The organism is Stenotrophomonas sp. TWI602, from assembly GCF_039674045.1.
In the GTDB taxonomy this organism is placed as follows: domain Bacteria; phylum Pseudomonadota; class Gammaproteobacteria; order Xanthomonadales; family Xanthomonadaceae; genus Stenotrophomonas.
Genome location: NZ_JBDJMT010000001.1, coordinates 211,522 through 228,820 on the forward strand (window position 1 = coordinate 211,522; position 17,299 = coordinate 228,820).

Annotated in this window: 18 protein-coding genes; 2 read left to right on the forward strand and 16 right to left on the reverse strand. The window is 67.4% G+C overall.

Annotated features, from left to right (window positions below; genetic code table 11):
* Window positions 1-39: 39 nt before the first annotated feature.
* Both ABE483_RS01005 and ABE483_RS01010 read right to left on the reverse strand, forming a co-directional pair.
* A complete protein-coding gene (locus tag ABE483_RS01005) occupies window positions 40-678 on the reverse strand; it encodes a LysE family translocator (RefSeq protein WP_313211426.1) in 639 nt (212 codons plus the stop codon).
* Between the two features lie 79 nt (window positions 679-757).
* The gene (locus tag ABE483_RS01010) at window positions 758-1,630 is read right to left on the reverse strand and encodes an AraC family transcriptional regulator (RefSeq protein WP_313211425.1); all 873 of its coding nucleotides are present in this window, start codon (window positions 1,628-1,630) and stop codon (window positions 758-760) included.
* A gap of 5 nt (window positions 1,631-1,635) precedes the next feature.
* On the opposite strand from ABE483_RS01010, the gene ABE483_RS01015 reads away from it, so the two are divergent.
* Together ABE483_RS01015 and ABE483_RS01020 are read left to right on the forward strand one after the other, a co-directional pair.
* Window positions 1,636-2,103: a GNAT family N-acetyltransferase gene (locus tag ABE483_RS01015; protein ID WP_346480874.1), complete on the forward strand. Its 468-nt coding sequence runs from the start codon at window positions 1,636-1,638 to the stop codon at window positions 2,101-2,103.
* A 126-nt stretch (window positions 2,104-2,229) separates the two neighbouring features.
* The gene (locus ABE483_RS01020) at window positions 2,230-2,664 is read left to right on the forward strand and encodes a hypothetical protein (RefSeq protein WP_346462523.1); all 435 of its coding nucleotides are present in this window, start codon (window positions 2,230-2,232) and stop codon (window positions 2,662-2,664) included.
* 29 nt (window positions 2,665-2,693) lie between these two features.
* Here ABE483_RS01020 and ABE483_RS01025 read toward each other — a convergent pair whose 3' ends face one another.
* The 14 genes from ABE483_RS01025 to ABE483_RS01090 all read right to left on the reverse strand — a co-directional run bounded on the left by ABE483_RS01025 (window position 2,694) and on the right by ABE483_RS01090 (window position 16,910).
* Complete coding sequence (locus ABE483_RS01025) at window positions 2,694-4,082, reverse strand: serine hydrolase (RefSeq protein ID WP_346480875.1); 1,389 nt, start codon at window positions 4,080-4,082, stop codon at window positions 2,694-2,696.
* 118 nt (window positions 4,083-4,200) lie between these two features.
* Window positions 4,201-4,920 carry a DUF2968 domain-containing protein gene (locus ABE483_RS01030; protein ID WP_346480876.1) on the reverse strand — a complete coding sequence of 240 codons (720 nt, stop codon included), beginning with the start codon at window positions 4,918-4,920 and terminating at the stop codon, window positions 4,201-4,203.
* 92 nt (window positions 4,921-5,012) lie between these two features.
* Entirely contained in the window at window positions 5,013-7,184 is a 2,172-nt protein-coding gene (locus tag ABE483_RS01035) for a TadG family pilus assembly protein (RefSeq protein ID WP_346480877.1), read from the reverse strand.
* Window positions 7,185-7,197: 13 nt separating this feature from the next.
* Window positions 7,198-7,641 carry a DUF3613 domain-containing protein gene (locus tag ABE483_RS01040; protein WP_346480878.1) on the reverse strand — a complete coding sequence of 148 codons (444 nt, stop codon included), beginning with the start codon at window positions 7,639-7,641 and terminating at the stop codon, window positions 7,198-7,200.
* Window positions 7,642-7,655: 14 nt separating this feature from the next.
* Window positions 7,656-8,576 (reverse strand): tetratricopeptide repeat protein, encoded by a 921-nt coding sequence (locus tag ABE483_RS01045; RefSeq protein ID WP_346480879.1) that lies wholly within the window; start codon window positions 8,574-8,576, stop codon window positions 7,656-7,658.
* A 5-nt stretch (window positions 8,577-8,581) separates the two neighbouring features.
* The gene (locus tag ABE483_RS01050; RefSeq protein ID WP_346462515.1) at window positions 8,582-9,532 is read right to left on the reverse strand and encodes a type II secretion system F family protein; all 951 of its coding nucleotides are present in this window, start codon (window positions 9,530-9,532) and stop codon (window positions 8,582-8,584) included.
* 33 nt (window positions 9,533-9,565) lie between these two features.
* Window positions 9,566-10,504 carry a type II secretion system F family protein gene (locus tag ABE483_RS01055; protein ID WP_346480880.1) on the reverse strand — a complete coding sequence of 313 codons (939 nt, stop codon included), beginning with the start codon at window positions 10,502-10,504 and terminating at the stop codon, window positions 9,566-9,568.
* A 2-nt stretch (window positions 10,505-10,506) separates the two neighbouring features.
* Window positions 10,507-11,859 carry a CpaF family protein gene (locus ABE483_RS01060; protein ID WP_346480881.1) on the reverse strand — a complete coding sequence of 451 codons (1,353 nt, stop codon included), beginning with the start codon at window positions 11,857-11,859 and terminating at the stop codon, window positions 10,507-10,509.
* Window positions 11,844-13,079, reverse strand: coding sequence for a fimbrial protein (locus tag ABE483_RS01065; RefSeq protein WP_346480882.1), 1,236 nt, complete (start codon window positions 13,077-13,079; stop codon window positions 11,844-11,846). The genes ABE483_RS01060 and ABE483_RS01065 overlap by 16 nt, the downstream gene beginning before the upstream one ends.
* Window positions 13,080-13,146: 67 nt before the next feature.
* Window positions 13,147-14,514, reverse strand: a complete 1,368-nt coding sequence (locus tag ABE483_RS01070; protein WP_313211412.1) for a type II and III secretion system protein family protein — start codon at window positions 14,512-14,514, stop codon at window positions 13,147-13,149.
* A 19-nt stretch (window positions 14,515-14,533) separates the two neighbouring features.
* Window positions 14,534-15,571: a Flp pilus assembly protein CpaB gene (cpaB, locus tag ABE483_RS01075; protein ID WP_313218558.1), complete on the reverse strand. Its 1,038-nt coding sequence runs from the start codon at window positions 15,569-15,571 to the stop codon at window positions 14,534-14,536.
* Between the two features lie 19 nt (window positions 15,572-15,590).
* The gene (locus tag ABE483_RS01080) at window positions 15,591-16,079 is read right to left on the reverse strand and encodes a pilus assembly protein (protein ID WP_313211410.1); all 489 of its coding nucleotides are present in this window, start codon (window positions 16,077-16,079) and stop codon (window positions 15,591-15,593) included.
* The gene (locus ABE483_RS01085) at window positions 16,076-16,621 is read right to left on the reverse strand and encodes an A24 family peptidase (protein WP_313218557.1); all 546 of its coding nucleotides are present in this window, start codon (window positions 16,619-16,621) and stop codon (window positions 16,076-16,078) included. Before ABE483_RS01085 ends, ABE483_RS01080 begins: the two co-directional genes overlap by 4 nt.
* A 100-nt stretch (window positions 16,622-16,721) precedes the next feature.
* Complete coding sequence (locus tag ABE483_RS01090; protein ID WP_019184693.1) at window positions 16,722-16,910, reverse strand: Flp family type IVb pilin; 189 nt, start codon at window positions 16,908-16,910, stop codon at window positions 16,722-16,724.
* Between the last annotated feature and the right edge of the window lie 389 nt (window positions 16,911-17,299).

The following is a 17,299-nucleotide window of genomic DNA, read 5'->3' on the forward strand; positions in this document are numbered from 1 at the left end:
CCGGGCCCCCTGCGTTTGGGTCACAGGCGCCGAAGCTGCTCAGATCACCATCGCGCCCAATACCGCCAGTGCCAGGATGATCAGCAGCACGCCAGACAGGCGCTCGATCCACGGCAGCGCTGCGTTGAATCGGTCCATCGCTGCCGCGCGCCCAACCATACCGGCCATCAACAGGTCCCAGCCGAGCACCACCGCGAACATCCACACCGCGTAGAACAGCCGTGTTCCGGCGGTATTGTCCGGCCCACTCAACATGGCCGCCAGGCTGGCGTAGAACAGGGCGTTCTTGGGGTTGAGCAGGGCGGAGACGGCGCCCAGTCCGAGGGCTCGAATCCACGCGGAACGCTGAGCCGGGCGGGACAGCTCCGCCGGTTGCTCGCCAGGCAGACGCAGTGAGGCGGTCCCGGCATGACGCAGGAACAGCAGGCCGATGTACAGCAGGAAGGCGCAGCCCGCTATCTGGATCACCCGAAAGAGCGCGCTGCCGGATTGCAGCCCCGCGACGCCGGAGAACGCCAGCGCAATATAGGCACCATTGGCCAATGCAACCCCGATGCATGCGCCGCTTGCAACACGCCAGCCCTGATGGATTGCGGTGCGGGTGATCAGAAAGAAGTCCGGCCCGGGCGACAGCAGCGCCAGAAAGTGCACGGCAGCAACGAGCAGAAACTGTTCCATGGGGGGCGGGCAGGCTTCAATGGGGCGCCTGACTGTGCCGATGTTGCGCGGCGATGTATTGCACGATATTGCGCAGTACTCAGCGGCGATAACGGCCTGGCGTAATACCGGCGTGAGCTTTGAACAGGCGCTGGAAATGACTCTGGTCTGCAAAGCCGAGCGCGTGTGCGACCTCGGCCAGCGGTTGCCCTCGACCAAGGCGCTCGCGGGCGAGATTGATCCGCCGATTGAGCTGCCAGGCATGTGGCGTCAGTCCAGTGGCATTGCGAAACGCCCGGATCATCGCGTAGCGGTCCATCCCCGTGCATGTGGCCAGATCGGCCAGCGACACGCTCGACATCGGCGCGGCGTCCAGCAGGGCGAATGCTGGCTGCAGTCGCCGGTGTTGCGCTGCACTTGCGTGCGGGGCGGGAACCGGCGCCCCGGCAAGGACGTCGAGATCGTCGATGAAAGCGACGACAGCTGCTTCCTTTTCACCGGGATCGACACTGGAGAACAGCAGGGCATTCATGTCGCAGAACAGCCGGTAGCGCACCGGGCTGCGGTCGATCCGGATCACCGGCGCCGCTGGGGCGTCTTTGTCGATGGGGTGCCTGTCTTCCGTGACTGCCGCCACCCATGCTGCATCCAGATGCAGCATCTGGTAGCTCCAGGCGGTGTTGGGCGCTGGATTGCAGGCGTGTACACGGTGCGCCGGCACGATGACCAAGGTGCCGGGTTGAAGGCGGTGCTGTCCGCCAGGCGCGCCGCTGAACATGCTCTCACCCGCGTCCACGGCGCCGATCGACCAGGTGGGATGACTGTGCGGGCGGTAACAGGCCCGGCTGTTGCACGCGCGACGTGACTCAACCCACGGCAGCTGGGGGTCCCGCCAGAAGTCGTTCTCCGAGGCAATGCGGCCGGAAGCGGGGCGCTCGCGTATGCTTGCCGCCTGAAACTCACTGCAATCCATGCGCCATGATAAATCACCTTCACTACCGCCGTGCGCTGCCCGACGATGCCGCTGCCTGCATCGATCTGCGCGGACGCACCCGCGAGAACGCCTTCTCCGCCGCACAGCTGGCCGAACTGGGCATCACCGAAGACAGCTGGGCGGCCGGTATCCGTGACGATGCATTGCCGGGCCATATCGCACTCGAACACGGGCGGATGGTCGGGTATTGCTTTGGCGATCGCGAAGGCGGGGAGATCGTGGTCCTGGCGTTGCTGCCGGCCTATGAAGGGCGGGGCATCGGTCGGCACTTGCTGGATCTGGCCATCGCCGATCTGGTCGAGGCAGGCCATACGCGGCTGATCCTGGGGTGTGCAGCGGATCCGGCGGTGCGCTCGCACGGCTTCTATCGTTACCTCGGCTGGCGGCCCACCGGTGAGATCGATGCGCTGGGCGATGAGGTGCTTGAGCTGCATGTGGGCGCCACGTCGTAGGATCGGGGTAGGGCGTAGTACTGACGTCGTGTCGGGATCATGCGCGTCGCGCGTCCAGCGTGCGGCAGGTCACGGCCGGGATAAGGGGCCACGGACATGCTGCAGCCTCGTGGAGGGAGCTGAGCCGTGTCTGTATGGATGTTGGCCATCATGATGAGCGCTGCAGCGAGCGAGGCTTTTCCGCAGCAGGTGCACACCTGTGTCGTGCATGGCAGCCGTCAGTACCAGTCCACGCCGTGCACCGGCCGGACCGAGCGCATCCGTGACATGCCGCCGCCTGCGGAGACGCGCGCCAATACGTTGTACATCGAATCGCTTCGCCAGGAGCTCAAGGCCAAACGGCGCGCAGAGACTGCACCGGCGCGCCCGCGCCGGTCGCCGCGCCGCAACGTGCAGCCGGCAGCCGCCTTCCGGGGCGCAGTGATCTCGGTGCATGCCGATCCGGTCCGATGCGATGCCGCGCGCCGCCAGCGCGAGACAACCTACGCGAAGGCGGGTGACCGCCCGAGCCTGGCCCTGAGCCGGCGGATGGATGACCTGGTGCACGATGCCTGCCGGTGAGATGCAGGCATCGTCGGCACTCACTGCCGTCAGTGGCGGTCCATCAGATAGCGCGCCACGGCATCGAACGCCGGCAGGGTGGTCGGGTCATTGGCGCTGTTGCCGGCCACCGGGTGCGAGCCGAACCGCGCGATCACCACGCGTGCGGTGGGATCGATGTACAGCGCCTGGCCGTGCACGCCGCGCGCCATGTAGGCGCCATGGTCGTTGTGCGATATCCACCACATGCCGCGATAGCTCCAGCCCGGCAGCTGGGGATAGCCGGCCTTGGCGAAGGCCTGCTTGTTGCCACCCGCGCGGATCCGGGCGATCGCGGCGGCGGGCACGATGGGCTGACCGTTGACCTTGCCGTCGTCGAGCAGCAGCTGGCCAACGCGGGCCAGATCACGCAGGCCGGCATTGAAGCCGCCACCCGCAAACGGCGTGCCGCTGGAGTCAACGGTGTAATAGGCATCCTGCTCCGCACCAAGCCGTTGCCAGATCCGCGATTGCAGCAACTGTGCAACCGACTGCCCCGTACGCCGGGCGATGATCCAGCCCAGCGCGTCCGTATTGATCGTTTTGTAGCCAAAAGCCTCGCCGTGGCGGCCCTGCTTCTGCACGGTCTGCAGGTAATCGTAATAGCTGCGCGGCCCGGTGTAGCCGGCAGGCGGGGGCAGAGTGCTGCCCGCCGCGGAGAACGCCCAGACCTCGGCGTTGGGGTCGGCGTAGTCTTCGCTGTAGCGCAGTGCCGTGGTCATCTCCAGTACCTGCTTGACCGTGGCATCGCCGAACGCACTGTCCTTCAGCTCGGGAACAATCGCGCTGACGCGCTGGGTTTCATCGATCACCCCCTCGGCGACCAGCATCTCGCCGAGCAGACCGGTCATCGACTTGCTGACGGACATCGCACCGTGCTGGCCGTGCTCGTCCAGGCAGCCGCTGTAACGTTCGTAGACCACCACCCCGTCGTGCAGCACCACGATGCCGTCGGTGTAGTTGGCCGACAGCGACTGTGCCCAGGTCATCTGACTGTTGGTGCCGGTGGGCGTGAACGACAGCGCGTCGATCGCGGCATCCAGCCGACGCGGCAGGTCATGCGCGGCACCCGGTCCCCGGCTGACGCCCACGGTGGGCATCAACTGGCGGAAATGGCAGGCCGTCCAGCGCAGCTTGGGGAAGCTGAAATAGTCGTCATCCGTGTAACGGATGCGCTTGTCTTCCGGCGGCGGCGCGCCCTGCATCCAGCCCAGCAGCCTGGGATCGGATGCTTCGGCCGACAGTGGCGGCAATGTAGGCGATGGAGGCGAGGGCGGGGCGGCAGGGGCGGCGACCGGCAGGGCGAGCGCGGCAACCAGGGCCGCGGCCAGCCGTGTGCGGGAGGACACCAGGGCGGCGCGCGCGCGGGACAGGGCGCTACGGGGGCGTGGAACGGGCATGGTGCACTCCTTGCTGATGCGCAGTACGTCTGCGCCATCAAGGGTACTGCACCGGAAAGAAAGACGGCGCCATCGGCGCCGTCTGTCACGTGCCCTGCAACTACAGGGCCGGATGCCGTTACGGGTTGGCGGGGTTGCCCTGCGGGGCAGGGTCCGGCGTGGCCGTTTCGGCCGAGGGCAGCGACAGTGCCGGGTTCAGCTGCTGGGCCTGCAATGTCTGGATGCGCTGGTTGAGCGCGTCCAGTTCGCTGTGGCTGCTGCGCAGGTCCGTGCTCAGGCTGACCGCCTGCTGCTTGGCCTGTTCCAGCGAGGCGCTGACCTGCAGCGACTGCTGGCGCTGGAGATCCGCTTCCTGCTGCAGGCTGCGCAGCCGCTCTTCGTTGTAGGCGACCAGGTTTTCGGTATAGCGCTTGCCGGCCTGCAGGCGGGTGGTGTCGATATACACCTGCGCCAGCTGCTCGGTCTGCTCGACGAACGTGCGGTAGACCTTCTCGGCGTTGTCGACCGAATCGGTCTTGATCACGCGCCAGAAGTCCTTCTCGTGGAACAGCGCCACGTAATAGTTCAGCGTGCTGGTATTGAACAGCAGGCTGGCACCATAACTGCCGTTATAGGTGGTGCGCAGCTCGGTGAGCTGCTTGGAATCCACCAGCTGGCGCAGTTCATCCACGGTATTGCGGACTACCGGCGCCGGGCGCGCGGCGGTATCCGCGGCCGGCTCGGCACGCGGCGCGCGCGCGGCCAGGGCCTGCGGGACGACGCTCAATGTCAGCAGCAACACAATCCCACCGGTCAGCGCGTGCGCGACGATGGAACCAACCCCTTTTCTCTCTCGCATATTCAGGCCATCCACGAGTGGATTATCAGTGAAGTAAAGTCCCCGCCGAAGTCTAGCACGCACAATCGCGTGGTCTGCACTTCGCCGCAGCGTCAATAAACCAACTGCGCCGGGCTGCACTGGATGGACTGCATGTGCACGTCGGTCCGGCCCAGCTCCAGCCCGAGTATCTGGGCCAGGGTCTGCGAGAGCAGGATGCCGACGCCGTTGAGCAGCGGCTTGAGCCTCTCCAGCACCGGGGTCAGTGCCAGGCACAGCAGGCCGCTGCAGCGGAACTGGTCGGTGCCCGGGTCGATCACCCCGGTGCCGTCGCCGAGATCCTGCAGACCGCCGGGCCGGGTCTGCATGTAAGCGGCCAGGTTGGATTTGACGCAGTTGTTGTAATTGAGCAGCGTGCTGAGCAGGCTGTTGCAGCGGTTGATCACCAGACCACCGAGGATGGGGCCCAGCACACCACTTAGTCCGCCCATGCCTTCACCCGTGACCGTGGCGTTGTATCCCACCCAGACCGAGCCCGGCTTGAAGCAGGTCTCGAGGTTCAGGAGGCCACATGGGTAGGGCACGGCGTTGGGTAGTTCCCAGTCACCCAGCGCACCGATGCCGCGGGACGGATCACCCATGCGCAGGAGGTCGATGGTCTTTTTGGCATCGTAGAACCCGTTCCCCGGATTGGCCGCCTTGAGATACTGATCTGCCAGGCGGGCGGCCGTTGTGGCATCACTACTGCCCTGCTTGCCCGGGGTGAGCACGTTGCTCAGCACGCGCAGCAGTTCGCTGACCAGGCCGGAGACGGCTGTGCCGACCTGGGCCTGGTTGAAGTAAGTGGACGCGGTCTCCCCGGCGGCCAGGGTAATGCTCTCATCGCGGGTCAGCGCATTGAGGGAAATCTTGTCGGTGACCAGTGGCGCCCCCAGCAGGGTCAGCAGCTGCTCGTTCTGCAGCCCCGTATCGCACACGTTGCGCTGCGAAAACTGATTGGCCGCATCCACACGGCCTACGCAGGCGCGCAGCAGCGACGACTGCACCCGCACCGTCGCCGTTGGCGGGGTCGCGCCGCAGTTCAACGCCTCCAATGTGCCCATCGCGTTGGTCACGTCGGCATAGATCGGCAGGTTCAGGCGGATGCCCAGCGAGTTGAGTATGGGGCCGAGCAGCGCCAGGCCGCCAGTATCGATGTTGATCTTCAGCCGGACCTGCGCGTTGTAGGCGCGCGTGCCGACACCGCCGATGGCGATGGACGGCGGTTCAATGATCGCCGCCTGCGTTTTGACCATGCCAAGGATGTCGAGATTGTTGACGGCGACCCCGTTGCCGCCGCTGGCGATGCTGATGCTGGTGGTGATTAGGTCCAGCGCGTTGACGTCGGCCTGCAATGCCGGAGATGCAGGGCCTTCGGGAGCCACGATGTGTGCAAACAGGCCGCCCGCGGCATCGGTGCTGCCAAGCTGGACATTGAGTTGATTGAGATCGAGCTTCGCCGCGAGCGCATTGCGCAGCGCGCGCAGATCCACGTTGGCGACCCCACTGTTGGTCAGTACCGTCGCGGTGGCATCCAGCAGCTGGCCGAGCGAGACCCGGTTGGCGGCCAGCAGTGCGTTGAACTCGGCGACGCCGATGTTGGCTTTGACCGGAATCCCCAGCGCCTGCAGCAGGCCGCCCGGCGTGACGTTCGCCTGGGCCAATCCGTCATAGCCAAGCAGGGTGGTGCGGTCCAGATTGACACCCACCAGGTTGAGCACATTGCCCAGCGGCGTATTGCCATTGACCCGCAGCAACTGCGAGCCCACCGAGAACACCGCGATTGGCGGTGCACGGGTGGCCACGGCCTCCGCACGCAGCGTGGGCAGGCGCGTGTTCTGGCCGAAGAACGGCACGACCGAGCGCGTCGCGACCACTTTGACCGCATTGAGCGGGCTGGCCGCGTCCAGGGTCATGCTGAAATGATCGTCCGCGCCGCGGCCCGGGTTCCAGTTGCCGCACTGGATTGCCAGCGTGCCGGTGAAACCGTTGTCTTTCTGCGCGTTGCCGCGGGCGGCGCTGTTGTCACGGCGGTCGGCACTGCACAGGTCCAACCGCTGCGCGCCGGCGATCGAGGCCAGGTCGACCACCTTCTGCGCATCCCGCTTGGCCCAGTACAGATAGCCCACTTCGACCAGGCCGAGCATGCCGACCAGGCCAAGCAGCACCAGCATCATGGTGACCGACATCCCGCCGCGCAGCCGCCGTCGGGACGGCCGGGGTGCGTAGGCGCTGGAGTGGTACATGGCCTTGCCCTCCTTAGTTGGTGTCAGCGCCGTCCTTCTTGACGCTGGTCTTGAGGAACTCGGGAATCTCGTGCTCGAAGCTCTTGAGGTAGCGCGCGTAGCTGGCGGCGGCCTGGTCACCCAGGATCGGCAGTCGTGCCCCGGCATGGGTGCCTTGGGCCTGCATGCGCAGCAGGTCGCGGGTGGTCTGGCCGATCTCGCCGCGCGGTGGCGGTGCGGGCGGCGTGTAGCGCTCGACAGGTGTGGCGGCTGCGTATGCAGGGGCACGTTCCACGTAAGCCGGTACGGGCTCAACGCGCTCAACGGGTGCGGGCGGGGGCAGCGGCGTGGTGACAGCCGTGGGGCCATCCTGTCCGCCCAGCATCTGCCCGGTGAGCGGTGCCTGCTGCGCGATCACGGGCACCGCCCAGGTCACCAGCACCAGCAGCAGGCCAGTGTGCAGGAGGGGAACAGGCATGCGACGCAGCTGGCTCATGGCGTGGTCTCGCTGGCAGGAGAGGGCGTGCTGAAGCGTTCCAGCATCGATGGCGCAAGGCGGGCATCGGCACTGGTGCGGCGATCGGTGTCCACCGCCACGTGGCGCGAGGCCGACCGCGGGGCAGCCGGCTGCGGCGCAGGCAGCGCGACGGGCCGGGGCCCGGGCGCGGGCGCCGCTGCCGCTGCCGCGACGCTGGCAGGCGCGCGTTGCACGGAGGGTGCGGGGGTCGCCTGCTGGCGCAGTTGCTCGGCCAGGCGGCGCACCTCTGCCTGCGCACCGTCGGTCAGGCGCGCATTGCGCATGATCGTCTCGGCCATCGCTGTCTGGCCACGCAGCAGTGCCCACACCGCCAGATTGGCATTCGCCTTGGCGCTGCCCGGCGAAAGCTCGGCGGCCTTGGCCAGCGGTTCCTGCGCGCGGGTCCAGTCACCTGCGCGCAGCCGGGCGAAGCCGAGATCGCCCAGGTAGCCCGTGTTCAACGGTTGCAGCTGCACCGCCTTCGCCAGTGCCTGCTCGGCCCGTGCCGGGTCGCCATCGCGGGCGGCGATCAGGCCCAGGCCGTGCCATGCCGCGGCGGCTTGTGGCCCGTTGGTGAGGCTGCCGTACATGGCCAGCGCGGCCTCGCGCTGGCCGGTTTCGCGCAGCGCATCGGCATTCAACAGCCGCAGCTGAGGGCTGTCGCCATACCGTTGCCGATAGGCATCCACGTGCGCGAGCGAGGCGTAGTACGCACCTTGCTGCTGCATCTTCGAAATCAGCTCGGCGTAGAGCTGCTTGTCGTCCTGGGGCGCTACCTCCGGCGACGCCAGCGCCATCGGGTCCTGGCGGTAACCGTTGCGCACGTTCGAACAGGCCGCGCCGAGCGCCGTCGCGGCGAGCAGCAGGCAGAGGCGGGGAAGCACGGCGTGGCGCATGGCGTTCAATCCAGTTTGGTCAGGGCGGAGGCGAGGGCGATGATGGCCGGACCGGCCAGCACCAGCATCAACGCCGGCAACAACGTCAACATCATCACTACGGTCATCTTCACCGAGAGCTTGCCGACCTTCTCCTTGAGCGTGGAACGGCGCTGCTCGCGCAGGCGGAGGCTGAATTGACGCAGCGGTTCCTGCACCGCGCCGCCATGTGCATGGACCTGCAGGATCAGTTGCACCAGGCTGCGCAGGTCTTCGTCATCGAATGATTCGCCGAGGCGACGCAGTGACTGCTCCCGGCTGCGTCCATGCATGTAGGCGATGTTGGCCTGGTGGATCTCCCGGCCCAGCACCGGGACCGCGTTGCGCAGTTTGTCGCCGAGGGTCTGCAGGCTCTGGTCCATGCTGAAGCCCACGCCCTGCAGCAGCCGCAACAGGTCGATCAGCAGCGGGAGCTCGGCGGTCACCTGTCTGCGCAGGCGCATCGCCCAGGCACGCAGGGCGAATTTCGGCAGCAGTATGCCGAACGCCAGCGCGCCGAAGATCACCATCGCGCGGCTGAAGCCGGTGCTGTGGTTGAAGGCCAGCACCAGGGCCAGTGTGGCGACCGCGATCAACAGGCGCAGGCCGAGGAAGATCGCGGTGCCGGCGTGGGTGTTCCATCCGGCTTGATCGAGCAGCAGCCGATCTTCCGGAGCCAGCAGTGCCGCTTCGATACGCCCGCCGTTGAAGCGCTGGCCGAACGCGGCGACACCCTTGAGCCAGCGCTGGCGCAGGCTCACCGCCGGCTGGGGTGGGGCGGCCGGTGTGCCCGCCACATCGCGCGGCCGCAATGCGGCCTGCAACGCATCCTGGTGGCGTTGTTCGCGTCCGCTCAGCACCCAGCCACGCACCCCCAACAGGGCCACGCCGGCGGCGAGCACCAACAACGTGGCGATCCACCAGCTGCTACTGGTCATGCGGGACTCCGATCTGGACGTGCAGGCAGGTACTCATATGGATTTGGCCAGCCGGTACAGCAGGAAGCCGCCGATCAGCTCCAGTCCCAATGCCCACAGCAGCAGCTTGTGGCCGAGCGGCTCGTGCAGGATCGGCTGGAAAAAATCCGGGCTGGTGATCGCCATCAGTACGGCACTGATCGGTGGCAGCAGGCCGAGCACCCAGGCCGACATCCGGGTCTCGGAGGTGGTGGCCATCAGTTCCTGCTGGGCCTGATCCAGATCGCGCATGAAATCGGCCATGCGCTGCAGGATCTGATCGGCGCGGCCGCCGATGCGCACGCTGACGCCCAACACCACCGAGAGCACATTCAAGGCTTCCAGCCGATAGGGCTGGGCGGCCTGCGCCAGCGCGCGGTCCAGGTCCAGGCCGCTGCGGGTGTAGGACAGGGTGGCATCGAGCAGGCCCCGCAGCGGCATCGGCATCTGCGCGGCCGATGTCTGGAAGGCCATCTGCAGGCTGTTGCCCAGACCGGCCAGGCGCACCAGGTTGTCGAGGAAATCCGGCAACTGGCGCAGCAGCTTGGCCTGCAGACGGTTGATCCGCCGCGACACCCAGAACCAGGCCGCCAGAGCGCTCAGTACCAGGACAATCGGCGCAGCCCACACCGTGCCGAGGCGTGCACTGGCGATCCAGGCCAGCAGCGACGCGGCGGCGAGGATGAGCAGCGGTACCCGCCAACCGGTCGGCAGTGCAGCGCGCTGCATCAACGCGTCCCAAGGCAGCCCCGCCGGCGCCGTGCTCACCGGCATCGGCGCCTGGCTGTCACCCAAGCCTGCCAGGCGCGGCGAGGTGTCCGGACGCGCCAGCCGCTGCTCGGCGTGCTGCAGCGACAACCTGCGTTGCTCGCGTGCGGCAGCGCCGCCCCACAGCTCCACGGCCAGGGCGATCAGCACCAGTGCCGCACTGCACAGGAGCAGGACGAAGGCCATGCTCAGAAGCCTCCGCCCAGTGCTTCGCGCAGCTGCCGGCGGAACGGTTCGAGCTTGTGCGAGTGCGGCTGGAAGCCGAGCCCGACCCAACGGTCGTACTCGTTGCCATCGGCGTCGATCTGCACTTCGTGACGGAACATCTCCTGGGTGGCGATCATGTTGTCGGTGACCCCGGTGATTTCCGTGATCGAGGTGAGCACGCGGCGGCCGCTGCCCAGTCGCGAGATCTGCACGATGAAATCAATGGCGCTGGCGATCTGTCGGCGCAGACTGTCCTCGCTGCCCTGGAAGCCGGCAAACCCGGCCAGCATCTCGATCCGGTACAGGCAATCGCGCGGTGAGTTGGCGTGGATGGTGGCCATCGAGCCGTCATGGCCGGTGTTCATCGCCTGCAGCATTTCCAGCACTTCGGCGCCACGCACTTCGCCGACCACGATCCGGTCCGGGCGCATGCGCAGGCTGTTGCGGACCAGATCGCGGATGCTGATCGCGCCGTTGCCGTCCGCGCCGCCGATACGGCTTTCCAGGCGCACGACGTGTGGATGGTTGAGCGAGAGCTCGGCAGTGTCTTCAACGGTGATCACGCGTTCGTTGGCTGGAATGTAATTGGCCAGTGCATTGAGCAGCGAGGTCTTGCCCGAACTGGTGCCGCCGGACACCAGGATGTTGCAGCGCCCCAGGACCATCGCATGCAGCAGCGCCTGCATCGGGCGGTCGAACGTGCCCATGCGCAGCAGTTCATCGGGGGTGAACGGGTCCTTGCGGAACTTGCGGATCGAGACCATCGGCCCATCCACGGCCAACGGCGAGATGATGGCATTGAGGCGGCCGCCGTTGGGCAGGCGCGCATCCACCATCGGGTTGGACTCGTCCAGGCGGCGCCCGAGCGGGGCCAGGATCCGGCGCAGGATCCGCAGCAGGTGGCTGTCATCGCTGAAACGCTGCGGCGCCCGCTTGAGCATGCCGCCCTGGGAAACGTGGATGTCCTTGTAGCCGTTGATCAGGATGTCCTCGATCTCCGGGTCATGCAGCAGGTCATCCAGCGGGCCGAAGCCGGTCAGCTCCTTGACCAGCGCAGTGGCGACGATGTCCTTCTCGGCTTCGTTGATCGGGATCCGCCATTCGTGGACGAAGCCGGCGGTCTGCGCGTGCACGTAGCGCGACACGGTGTCCGGCGCCCACGCATCGATATCGATGCGCTCGTCCTCGATGCTGTTGAGAAGATGCTCATGTGCGGCGATCAGCACCTTCTGGTACTGCTCGGACTGCTCGAACGGCTGCACGCCGTGCTCGGCCTCGGTGCCGGCGTCGGCGCGGGCGGTGGCAGTCGGGAACGGGGTCACTTTGTCTTCCATGGGGAACCACTCAGGCGGAGGGCGAGGTGTTCCCGCCAGCCCCTGGCCGGCGCGGGGGCCGTCGGATCCAGGTGCGACAACAGCGGGGCAAGGGCACGCACATACGGGTCGCGTGGCGCATCCTGCAGCAGCAGGCGGCCATGGCTGGCACTGGAGCGCAGTGTGGGCCGATCCGGCAGCACTGCCAACAGGGGCAGCTCGAAGCGGGCGGCGATCTGCGCCGGGCTCAGTCCACTGGCATCGTCGTGGCGGTTGATGATCAGCTGCACGCGGGCATCGCGCGCGCCCACCTGGGTGAGATGACGGAGCATCTGGTCGAGCGAGACCAGGGTGCCGATCGACTGGTCGGCGATCAGCCAGATCTCATCGGCGCTGTTGAGCAGCGACACCGGCAACTGGCGCAGCGGGACACCGCCGAGATCGCACAGCACGGTGTGGAAGACACTGCGCAGGCGCTGCATCAGCATGCCCGGATCCGCAAGCGTGGCGCCTTCCATGCCGGGCGGCTGGCCGAGCAAGGTGACGCCGCTGGGATGATGGGCCAGCGCGGTGCGCACCAGCGTCGCATCGATACGCCCGGCATTACGCAGCGCGTCGTCGAAATGGAAGGTGGGGTCCACATTGAGGTACAGCGTCAGATCGCCGGTGGGCTGGCCCAGATCCAGCAGCAGGGTCTGCGCACCGGCGGGCACCGTCGCGGCCGGGGCACCCTGATGGGCCGTGTCGGTCTGCTGGGCGAGCACCCCCAGGTGCGCCGCCAGGGTGCTGCTGCCCACGCCAGGCCGCACGCCCAGCAGCAGAACCATGCGTGCACGTGCCGGTGATGTGGCCGGAACGCTGCTGCGGCCCTGCGCGGCGAGTGAGGCAGCACGGCGCAGCACCGCCTCCATCTCCTGCGGCGCGCTGTCCAGATCGAGCAGATCTCGCAACCCGGCGCGCAGCGCAGCCACGACGCCATCCATGTGGTCGGCATGGGTGGAGCCGATCGCCACCAGCGGCAGCTCCGGCGCCTGCGCCTGCAATTGCCGGGTCAACGCGGCGGAAAATGCCGCCTGCTCATGCCGATAGTCCAGCAGCACCACACAGCCGGTGTCGCGCAGCGGCTCCAGCGCCGAGGCCGGTGCGGCGCTGTCCAGCCACTGCACCATGCCCAGCGACGGCAGCAACGCCGAGAGCAGGGTGGCGAGTTCGCGGTCCGGTGCAAACAGCACGAGCTTCATCGAAGCATCCCGTGGTTGGACCAGTTGCAGAGTGGCGGACATGAGGGGCGGGTTCCTGACATTGGGCTCAGCGCGAGAAGCCGGGCAGCTGGTCCGAGGAGGCCGGGCTGAGCAGCCAGGCGCCCCATACCGGCAGGTTCGGCGATGCCTCGCGCTGGCCCGGCAGCGGCACTTCGGTGCCCTGGGCCAGCGGCTGCACCAGGCGTGGCGTGACGATGATGACCAGCTCCTTCTCTTCCTTCTTGTAGTTGAGGGTGCGGAAGAACGAGCCAATGATCGGCAGATCGCCGAGCAGCGGCACCTTGTCCACGTTGGAGCTGACGTTGTTGCTGACCAGCCCGCCGATCACGAAGGTTTCGCCGTCGCCGAGCTCGACCGTGGTGTCCGCGCGGCGCGTGGTGATCGAGGGCACCTGCACGTCGTTGTAGGTGATGCCGGCGGCATAGTTGAGATCGCTGGCTTCCGGGGCGACCTTCAGCGCGATGCGGTTCGGCCCGAGTACGGTCGGCGTCACGGTCAGGCCGATGCCGAAGGGCTTGAACGTCACCGTGGTGGTGCCCAGGCCCTGCGGCTCGAGGATCGGCAGCTCGCCACCGGCCAGGAAGCTCGCGCTCTGCCCGGACAAAGCGACCAGGGTCGGCTCGGCCAGCACCCGGGCCATGCCGTTGCTCTGCAGCAGGTCGATGTTCGCGTCCCAGCCGTGGGTGAGGGATTTGAACACCAGCCCGAACGCCGAGGAAAGCGGGTTGGTGATGATGACGTCGTCCGGGCCTGCCGATTCGCCTGCCGGCAACACGCCGGGCAGGGTCGCGCCCGGCCGGGTGATGCCGTAGTAGAAGCCGTTGTTGCGGTTGAAATTCTTGTTGCCGAAGCTCATGCCGATCTGGCGCAGCACCGACTTGTTGAACTCGACGATCTTCACCTCGACCTGGACCACGCCGCCACTGGCGATGGTGGAGACATCGGCCAGCTGCCCGTCTTTGCCGACCGCCATGGCGGCTGCCTTGACGCTGTTCTGGTGGTCCAGCAGCGAGGGGCTCAGGCCCTGCAGCAGGCCTTGACCGTCCTGCACGATCAGCTCGGTGCCGCCACCCTGCGCGCTCAGTGCGCCTTGGACGGCGCTGCGCACCTCCACCTGCAGCCGTTCCGGCTCGCGGTTGCCATTACGCCACAGCAGCAGGGTGGTGCTGCCGGGCGCCTTGCCAACCAGCAGCGCCTCGCGTCCACGCAGCATCACCACGTCGGCCACGCTGGGGTCGGCAATGGCCACCCGCTCCAGGTTGGCAGGCAGTGACCACGGGCGCTGCTCGCGGGTCTGCAGCACCAGCTCCGCCTCGGCGCTGGCCAGCAGCGGGCTGCTGATCAACACGCCGGCCAGCAGGCAGCGCGGCAGGGCGTGGGAGAGGCGGCGCGCGAGGGTGGGGCGTTCGGTCATGGGCTGTCTCGGCATGGGCTTAACGCGACCCGCTATGGGAGGAAATGTCACCACGGATGATTTCGATGCCCCGGTCCGCGCGCGGTGCAGCGCGGCGCGGGACGCTGCTGGGAACGGGCAGTGCCGCGGTGGAACTGCGCCCGCGTCCGGCCAGGGCGTCGGTGTCGATGCCGGCGTAGGCATCATTTTCCGGGCGCTGCAGGGCAAGGCGTTCGTCGGCGGAAAGCTCGCGGCGCGGGCTGAGCACGCGGCCGGGGGTCGGGAACAAGGCCTGGTCCGGCAGCGCGATGTCAGCCGGGTTGCGCAGCGCCAGGAACAGCTTCCCCTGTTGGGCGCCGAGCAGCAGCCGGTTCGCCTCGGCGACCGGCACCGCCAGCACCGCGCTGCGTGCCGGTGGCGTGGTTCCATCATTGCGTGATGCGCCGGCCGAGGAGTCTGCGCCAGTGATGTCCTGTGCGCGGCTGTCGGCGGGTGCAGGCGCGCTGCCATCGGCGGGCATGCTGGCCACGCTCTGCAGATCATCCGCGCCATAGCTGAGCACGCGCAGCCGCGACAACAGCAGCCGCGTCTGCGCGTCACCGTCGTCGCGCAACCCGCCCGACGCGCGCAGGTTGAGGAACACATCGACAAAATCGCCCGGCTGGATGCGATTGCCTGCGGCCACCAGTTCGTCCACTGGCACCGCGAGTGCGCGCTCGCCGGGATTCAGGCGCAGCGAAAAGCCCTGTGCGATCTGCGCGGTCTGGATCTGGGTGCCGGCCGGGATGTCCTGGGTCGGTACCGCGCCGACCAGGGCGTTGATCGAGGTGTAGGCGCCCACCGGGCGTTGAGGATGGCCGGCGATGCGCAGGTCCTCGGCTGTGATCGGTCGCCCGGCCGGCAAGGCGCCGGCCGCCTCGACCACCGGCCAGGTGGCAGGTTGTGCAGGAGCAGTGGCGGTCGCCGGCGTGCCGGGCGGCGCCTCGCTGGCGCGGCGGCTCACCCCGAAGGCGACAATGGCCAGGATCACCGCCAGGCCGATCAACAGGATTGCGGCGATGCGGGTCAACTTGAGCATGCGGTTCTCCGGAAGGTCATCAGTTGCCGCCGAGGTCGAGTTGGGCGACAGCGGTGCTGCGCAGCGCCCGTGGCATTACCCAGCCGTACACGCGCCCGGTACCGGGCAGGAAGGGGTGGGCACGGTAGTCGTAGCTCACCTCCACGCGGATGCATTGCGCGGCCGGCAGGTCGGCGCAGGGCGCGGGCGTGGAAACGGTGATCGGTGGCGCGCCAGCCGCGGCGCAATCGGGGGTCTGCTTGGCGTAAGTGAGCAGCCACTGCATGGAGCGTCGTGCCGCCAGGCAGGCGGCGGTGCGGCGTTCGGTCGGCGTGGCATGGCGGAACGCAGCACGTGCGCCTTCCGCCGACGCCGCCGACAGCGTCTGCTGCACGGCCATGATCATCACGCCTGAATAGGTGACCAGCAGCAGTGGCAACAGGCCGAACAACAGCATGAGCGCGAACTCAAGGGTCGCGATGCCGCGTTGGCGCGTCGGGCGGCGGAGGGGGCTGGCGGTGATGCTCATGCGGCACCGCCGGATGGCTGCTGCAGGACCCACCAGATACTGGCGAAGGCCAGGTACGCCGCATAGGGAATGCCGACCCGGCCCTGGCGCGCCTGCCGCCACTGCGCGATCACCGGCTGCAGGCGGCGCGAGGCCGCATTGTCCGTCTCGGGACGCGGACCGGAATGGGACAACGCAGGCGCGATGCGCCGCGCGACGATCACGCACGTCGCATGCGCACCGGCGAGCAGGCTGGCGATGATCCAGATTGGAAGCAATGGCGCCGCGCCGAGCAGCAGGCCGAGCACGGCGAAATACTTCACATCACCGGCACCCATCCAGCCGATGGCATAGAACGGCAGCAGCGACAGCAATCCCAGTACGAAGCCGAGCAGGTGCGTGCCCGGAAATCCGCGGCCAGCCATCCACCACTGCCACGCCAGCGCGACCAGCGCGACGCCGGTGGCCAACAGCAACCCGCGATTGGACACCCGTCGGGCGTACAGGTCATGGATGGCGACCTGTACGCCCAGCAGCAGTGCCACCAGGGGAAGGAGTTCCATATGCGTTATGTCCCCCGAATCGGTCGTACGACGCACTTGCGTGCCATGCCGTCGCCGCGGGGAGAGCCGGGCGACAGCGCAGGCAGTCAACGACAGTCGATCAGGCCGCGGCCGCGGTTGCGTCGTCGACCACTTCACCCAGCTTGGTGAACAGATTTTCGAAGAATCCGGTGATCTGGTCTTTACCCACCGCCACCAGGATGCCCGCGATCACGGCGGCCAGCAGGCCGTACTCGAGCGCGGTCACGCCATCTTCTTCAACGAGGAACTTGCGAACGGATGCATTCATGACGGTTTCTCCATTTCCCAATCAGAGCCCGAACGGGCGGATACAGCCCCTGGTACCGATGGTGTTGCCTGGCTCCGCCAGGACCGCCATCACGACCGCGCATCCTGCGCGGTGCGGCCCTTACAGGCCTGCGCTATCGACCGGGCGGAGCCCGGGCGACGTCATTGGAGGCGGATCGCGCTGGACAGTGCGGTCATTGCTGCCGAAACGCGGCGTCGGCAATGAGGGCAGTGCGTACGAAGATTGCTGTCCATGGCGTTCCCCTTGTTTCTCGATCACCGCGTCGGTATCGCCGCGCGTCCTGAATTCGATGCTCGACGAATCACGTGGGATCCAATACACAAAATCGGCAGGCGTGGGGTCAACTTTAGAAACTTCGCGCCGCGTGT

Excerpts from the sequence above, each read along its gene's own strand:
- ABE483_RS01005 (WP_313211426.1), bottom strand. The coding sequence starts at position 678 with ATGGAACAGTTTCTGCTCGTTGCTGCCGTGCACTTTCTGGCGCTGCTG.
- ABE483_RS01040 (WP_346480878.1), bottom strand. The coding sequence starts at position 7,641 with ATGCCTGTTCCCCTCCTGCACACTGGCCTGCTGCTGGTGCTGGTGACC.
- ABE483_RS01055 (WP_346480880.1), bottom strand. The coding sequence starts at position 10,504 with ATGGCCTTCGTCCTGCTCCTGTGCAGTGCGGCACTGGTGCTGATCGCC.
- ABE483_RS01065 (WP_346480882.1), bottom strand. The coding sequence starts at position 13,079 with ATGAAGCTCGTGCTGTTTGCACCGGACCGCGAACTCGCCACCCTGCTC.
- ABE483_RS01090 (WP_019184693.1), bottom strand. The coding sequence starts at position 16,910 with ATGAATGCATCCGTTCGCAAGTTCCTCGTTGAAGAAGATGGCGTGACC.
- ABE483_RS01045 (WP_346480879.1), bottom strand. The coding sequence starts at position 8,576 with ATGCGCCACGCCGTGCTTCCCCGCCTCTGCCTGCTGCTCGCCGCGACG.
- ABE483_RS01085 (WP_313218557.1), bottom strand. The coding sequence starts at position 16,621 with ATGGAACTCCTTCCCCTGGTGGCACTGCTGCTGGGCGTACAGGTCGCC.
- ABE483_RS01030 (WP_346480876.1), bottom strand. The coding sequence starts at position 4,920 with ATGCGAGAGAGAAAAGGGGTTGGTTCCATCGTCGCGCACGCGCTGACC.
- cpaB (WP_313218558.1), bottom strand. The coding sequence starts at position 15,571 with ATGCTCAAGTTGACCCGCATCGCCGCAATCCTGTTGATCGGCCTGGCG.
- ABE483_RS01070 (WP_313211412.1), bottom strand. The coding sequence starts at position 14,514 with ATGACCGAACGCCCCACCCTCGCGCGCCGCCTCTCCCACGCCCTGCCG.
- ABE483_RS01015 (WP_346480874.1), top strand. The coding sequence starts at position 1,636 with ATGATAAATCACCTTCACTACCGCCGTGCGCTGCCCGACGATGCCGCT.
- ABE483_RS01060 (WP_346480881.1), bottom strand. The coding sequence starts at position 11,859 with ATGGAAGACAAAGTGACCCCGTTCCCGACTGCCACCGCCCGCGCCGAC.
- ABE483_RS01080 (WP_313211410.1), bottom strand. The coding sequence starts at position 16,079 with ATGAGCATCACCGCCAGCCCCCTCCGCCGCCCGACGCGCCAACGCGGC.
- ABE483_RS01010 (WP_313211425.1), bottom strand. The coding sequence starts at position 1,630 with ATGGATTGCAGTGAGTTTCAGGCGGCAAGCATACGCGAGCGCCCCGCT.
- ABE483_RS01035 (WP_346480877.1), bottom strand. The coding sequence starts at position 7,184 with ATGTACCACTCCAGCGCCTACGCACCCCGGCCGTCCCGACGGCGGCTG.
- ABE483_RS01025 (WP_346480875.1), bottom strand. The coding sequence starts at position 4,082 with ATGCCCGTTCCACGCCCCCGTAGCGCCCTGTCCCGCGCGCGCGCCGCC.
- ABE483_RS01050 (WP_346462515.1), bottom strand. The coding sequence starts at position 9,532 with ATGACCAGTAGCAGCTGGTGGATCGCCACGTTGTTGGTGCTCGCCGCC.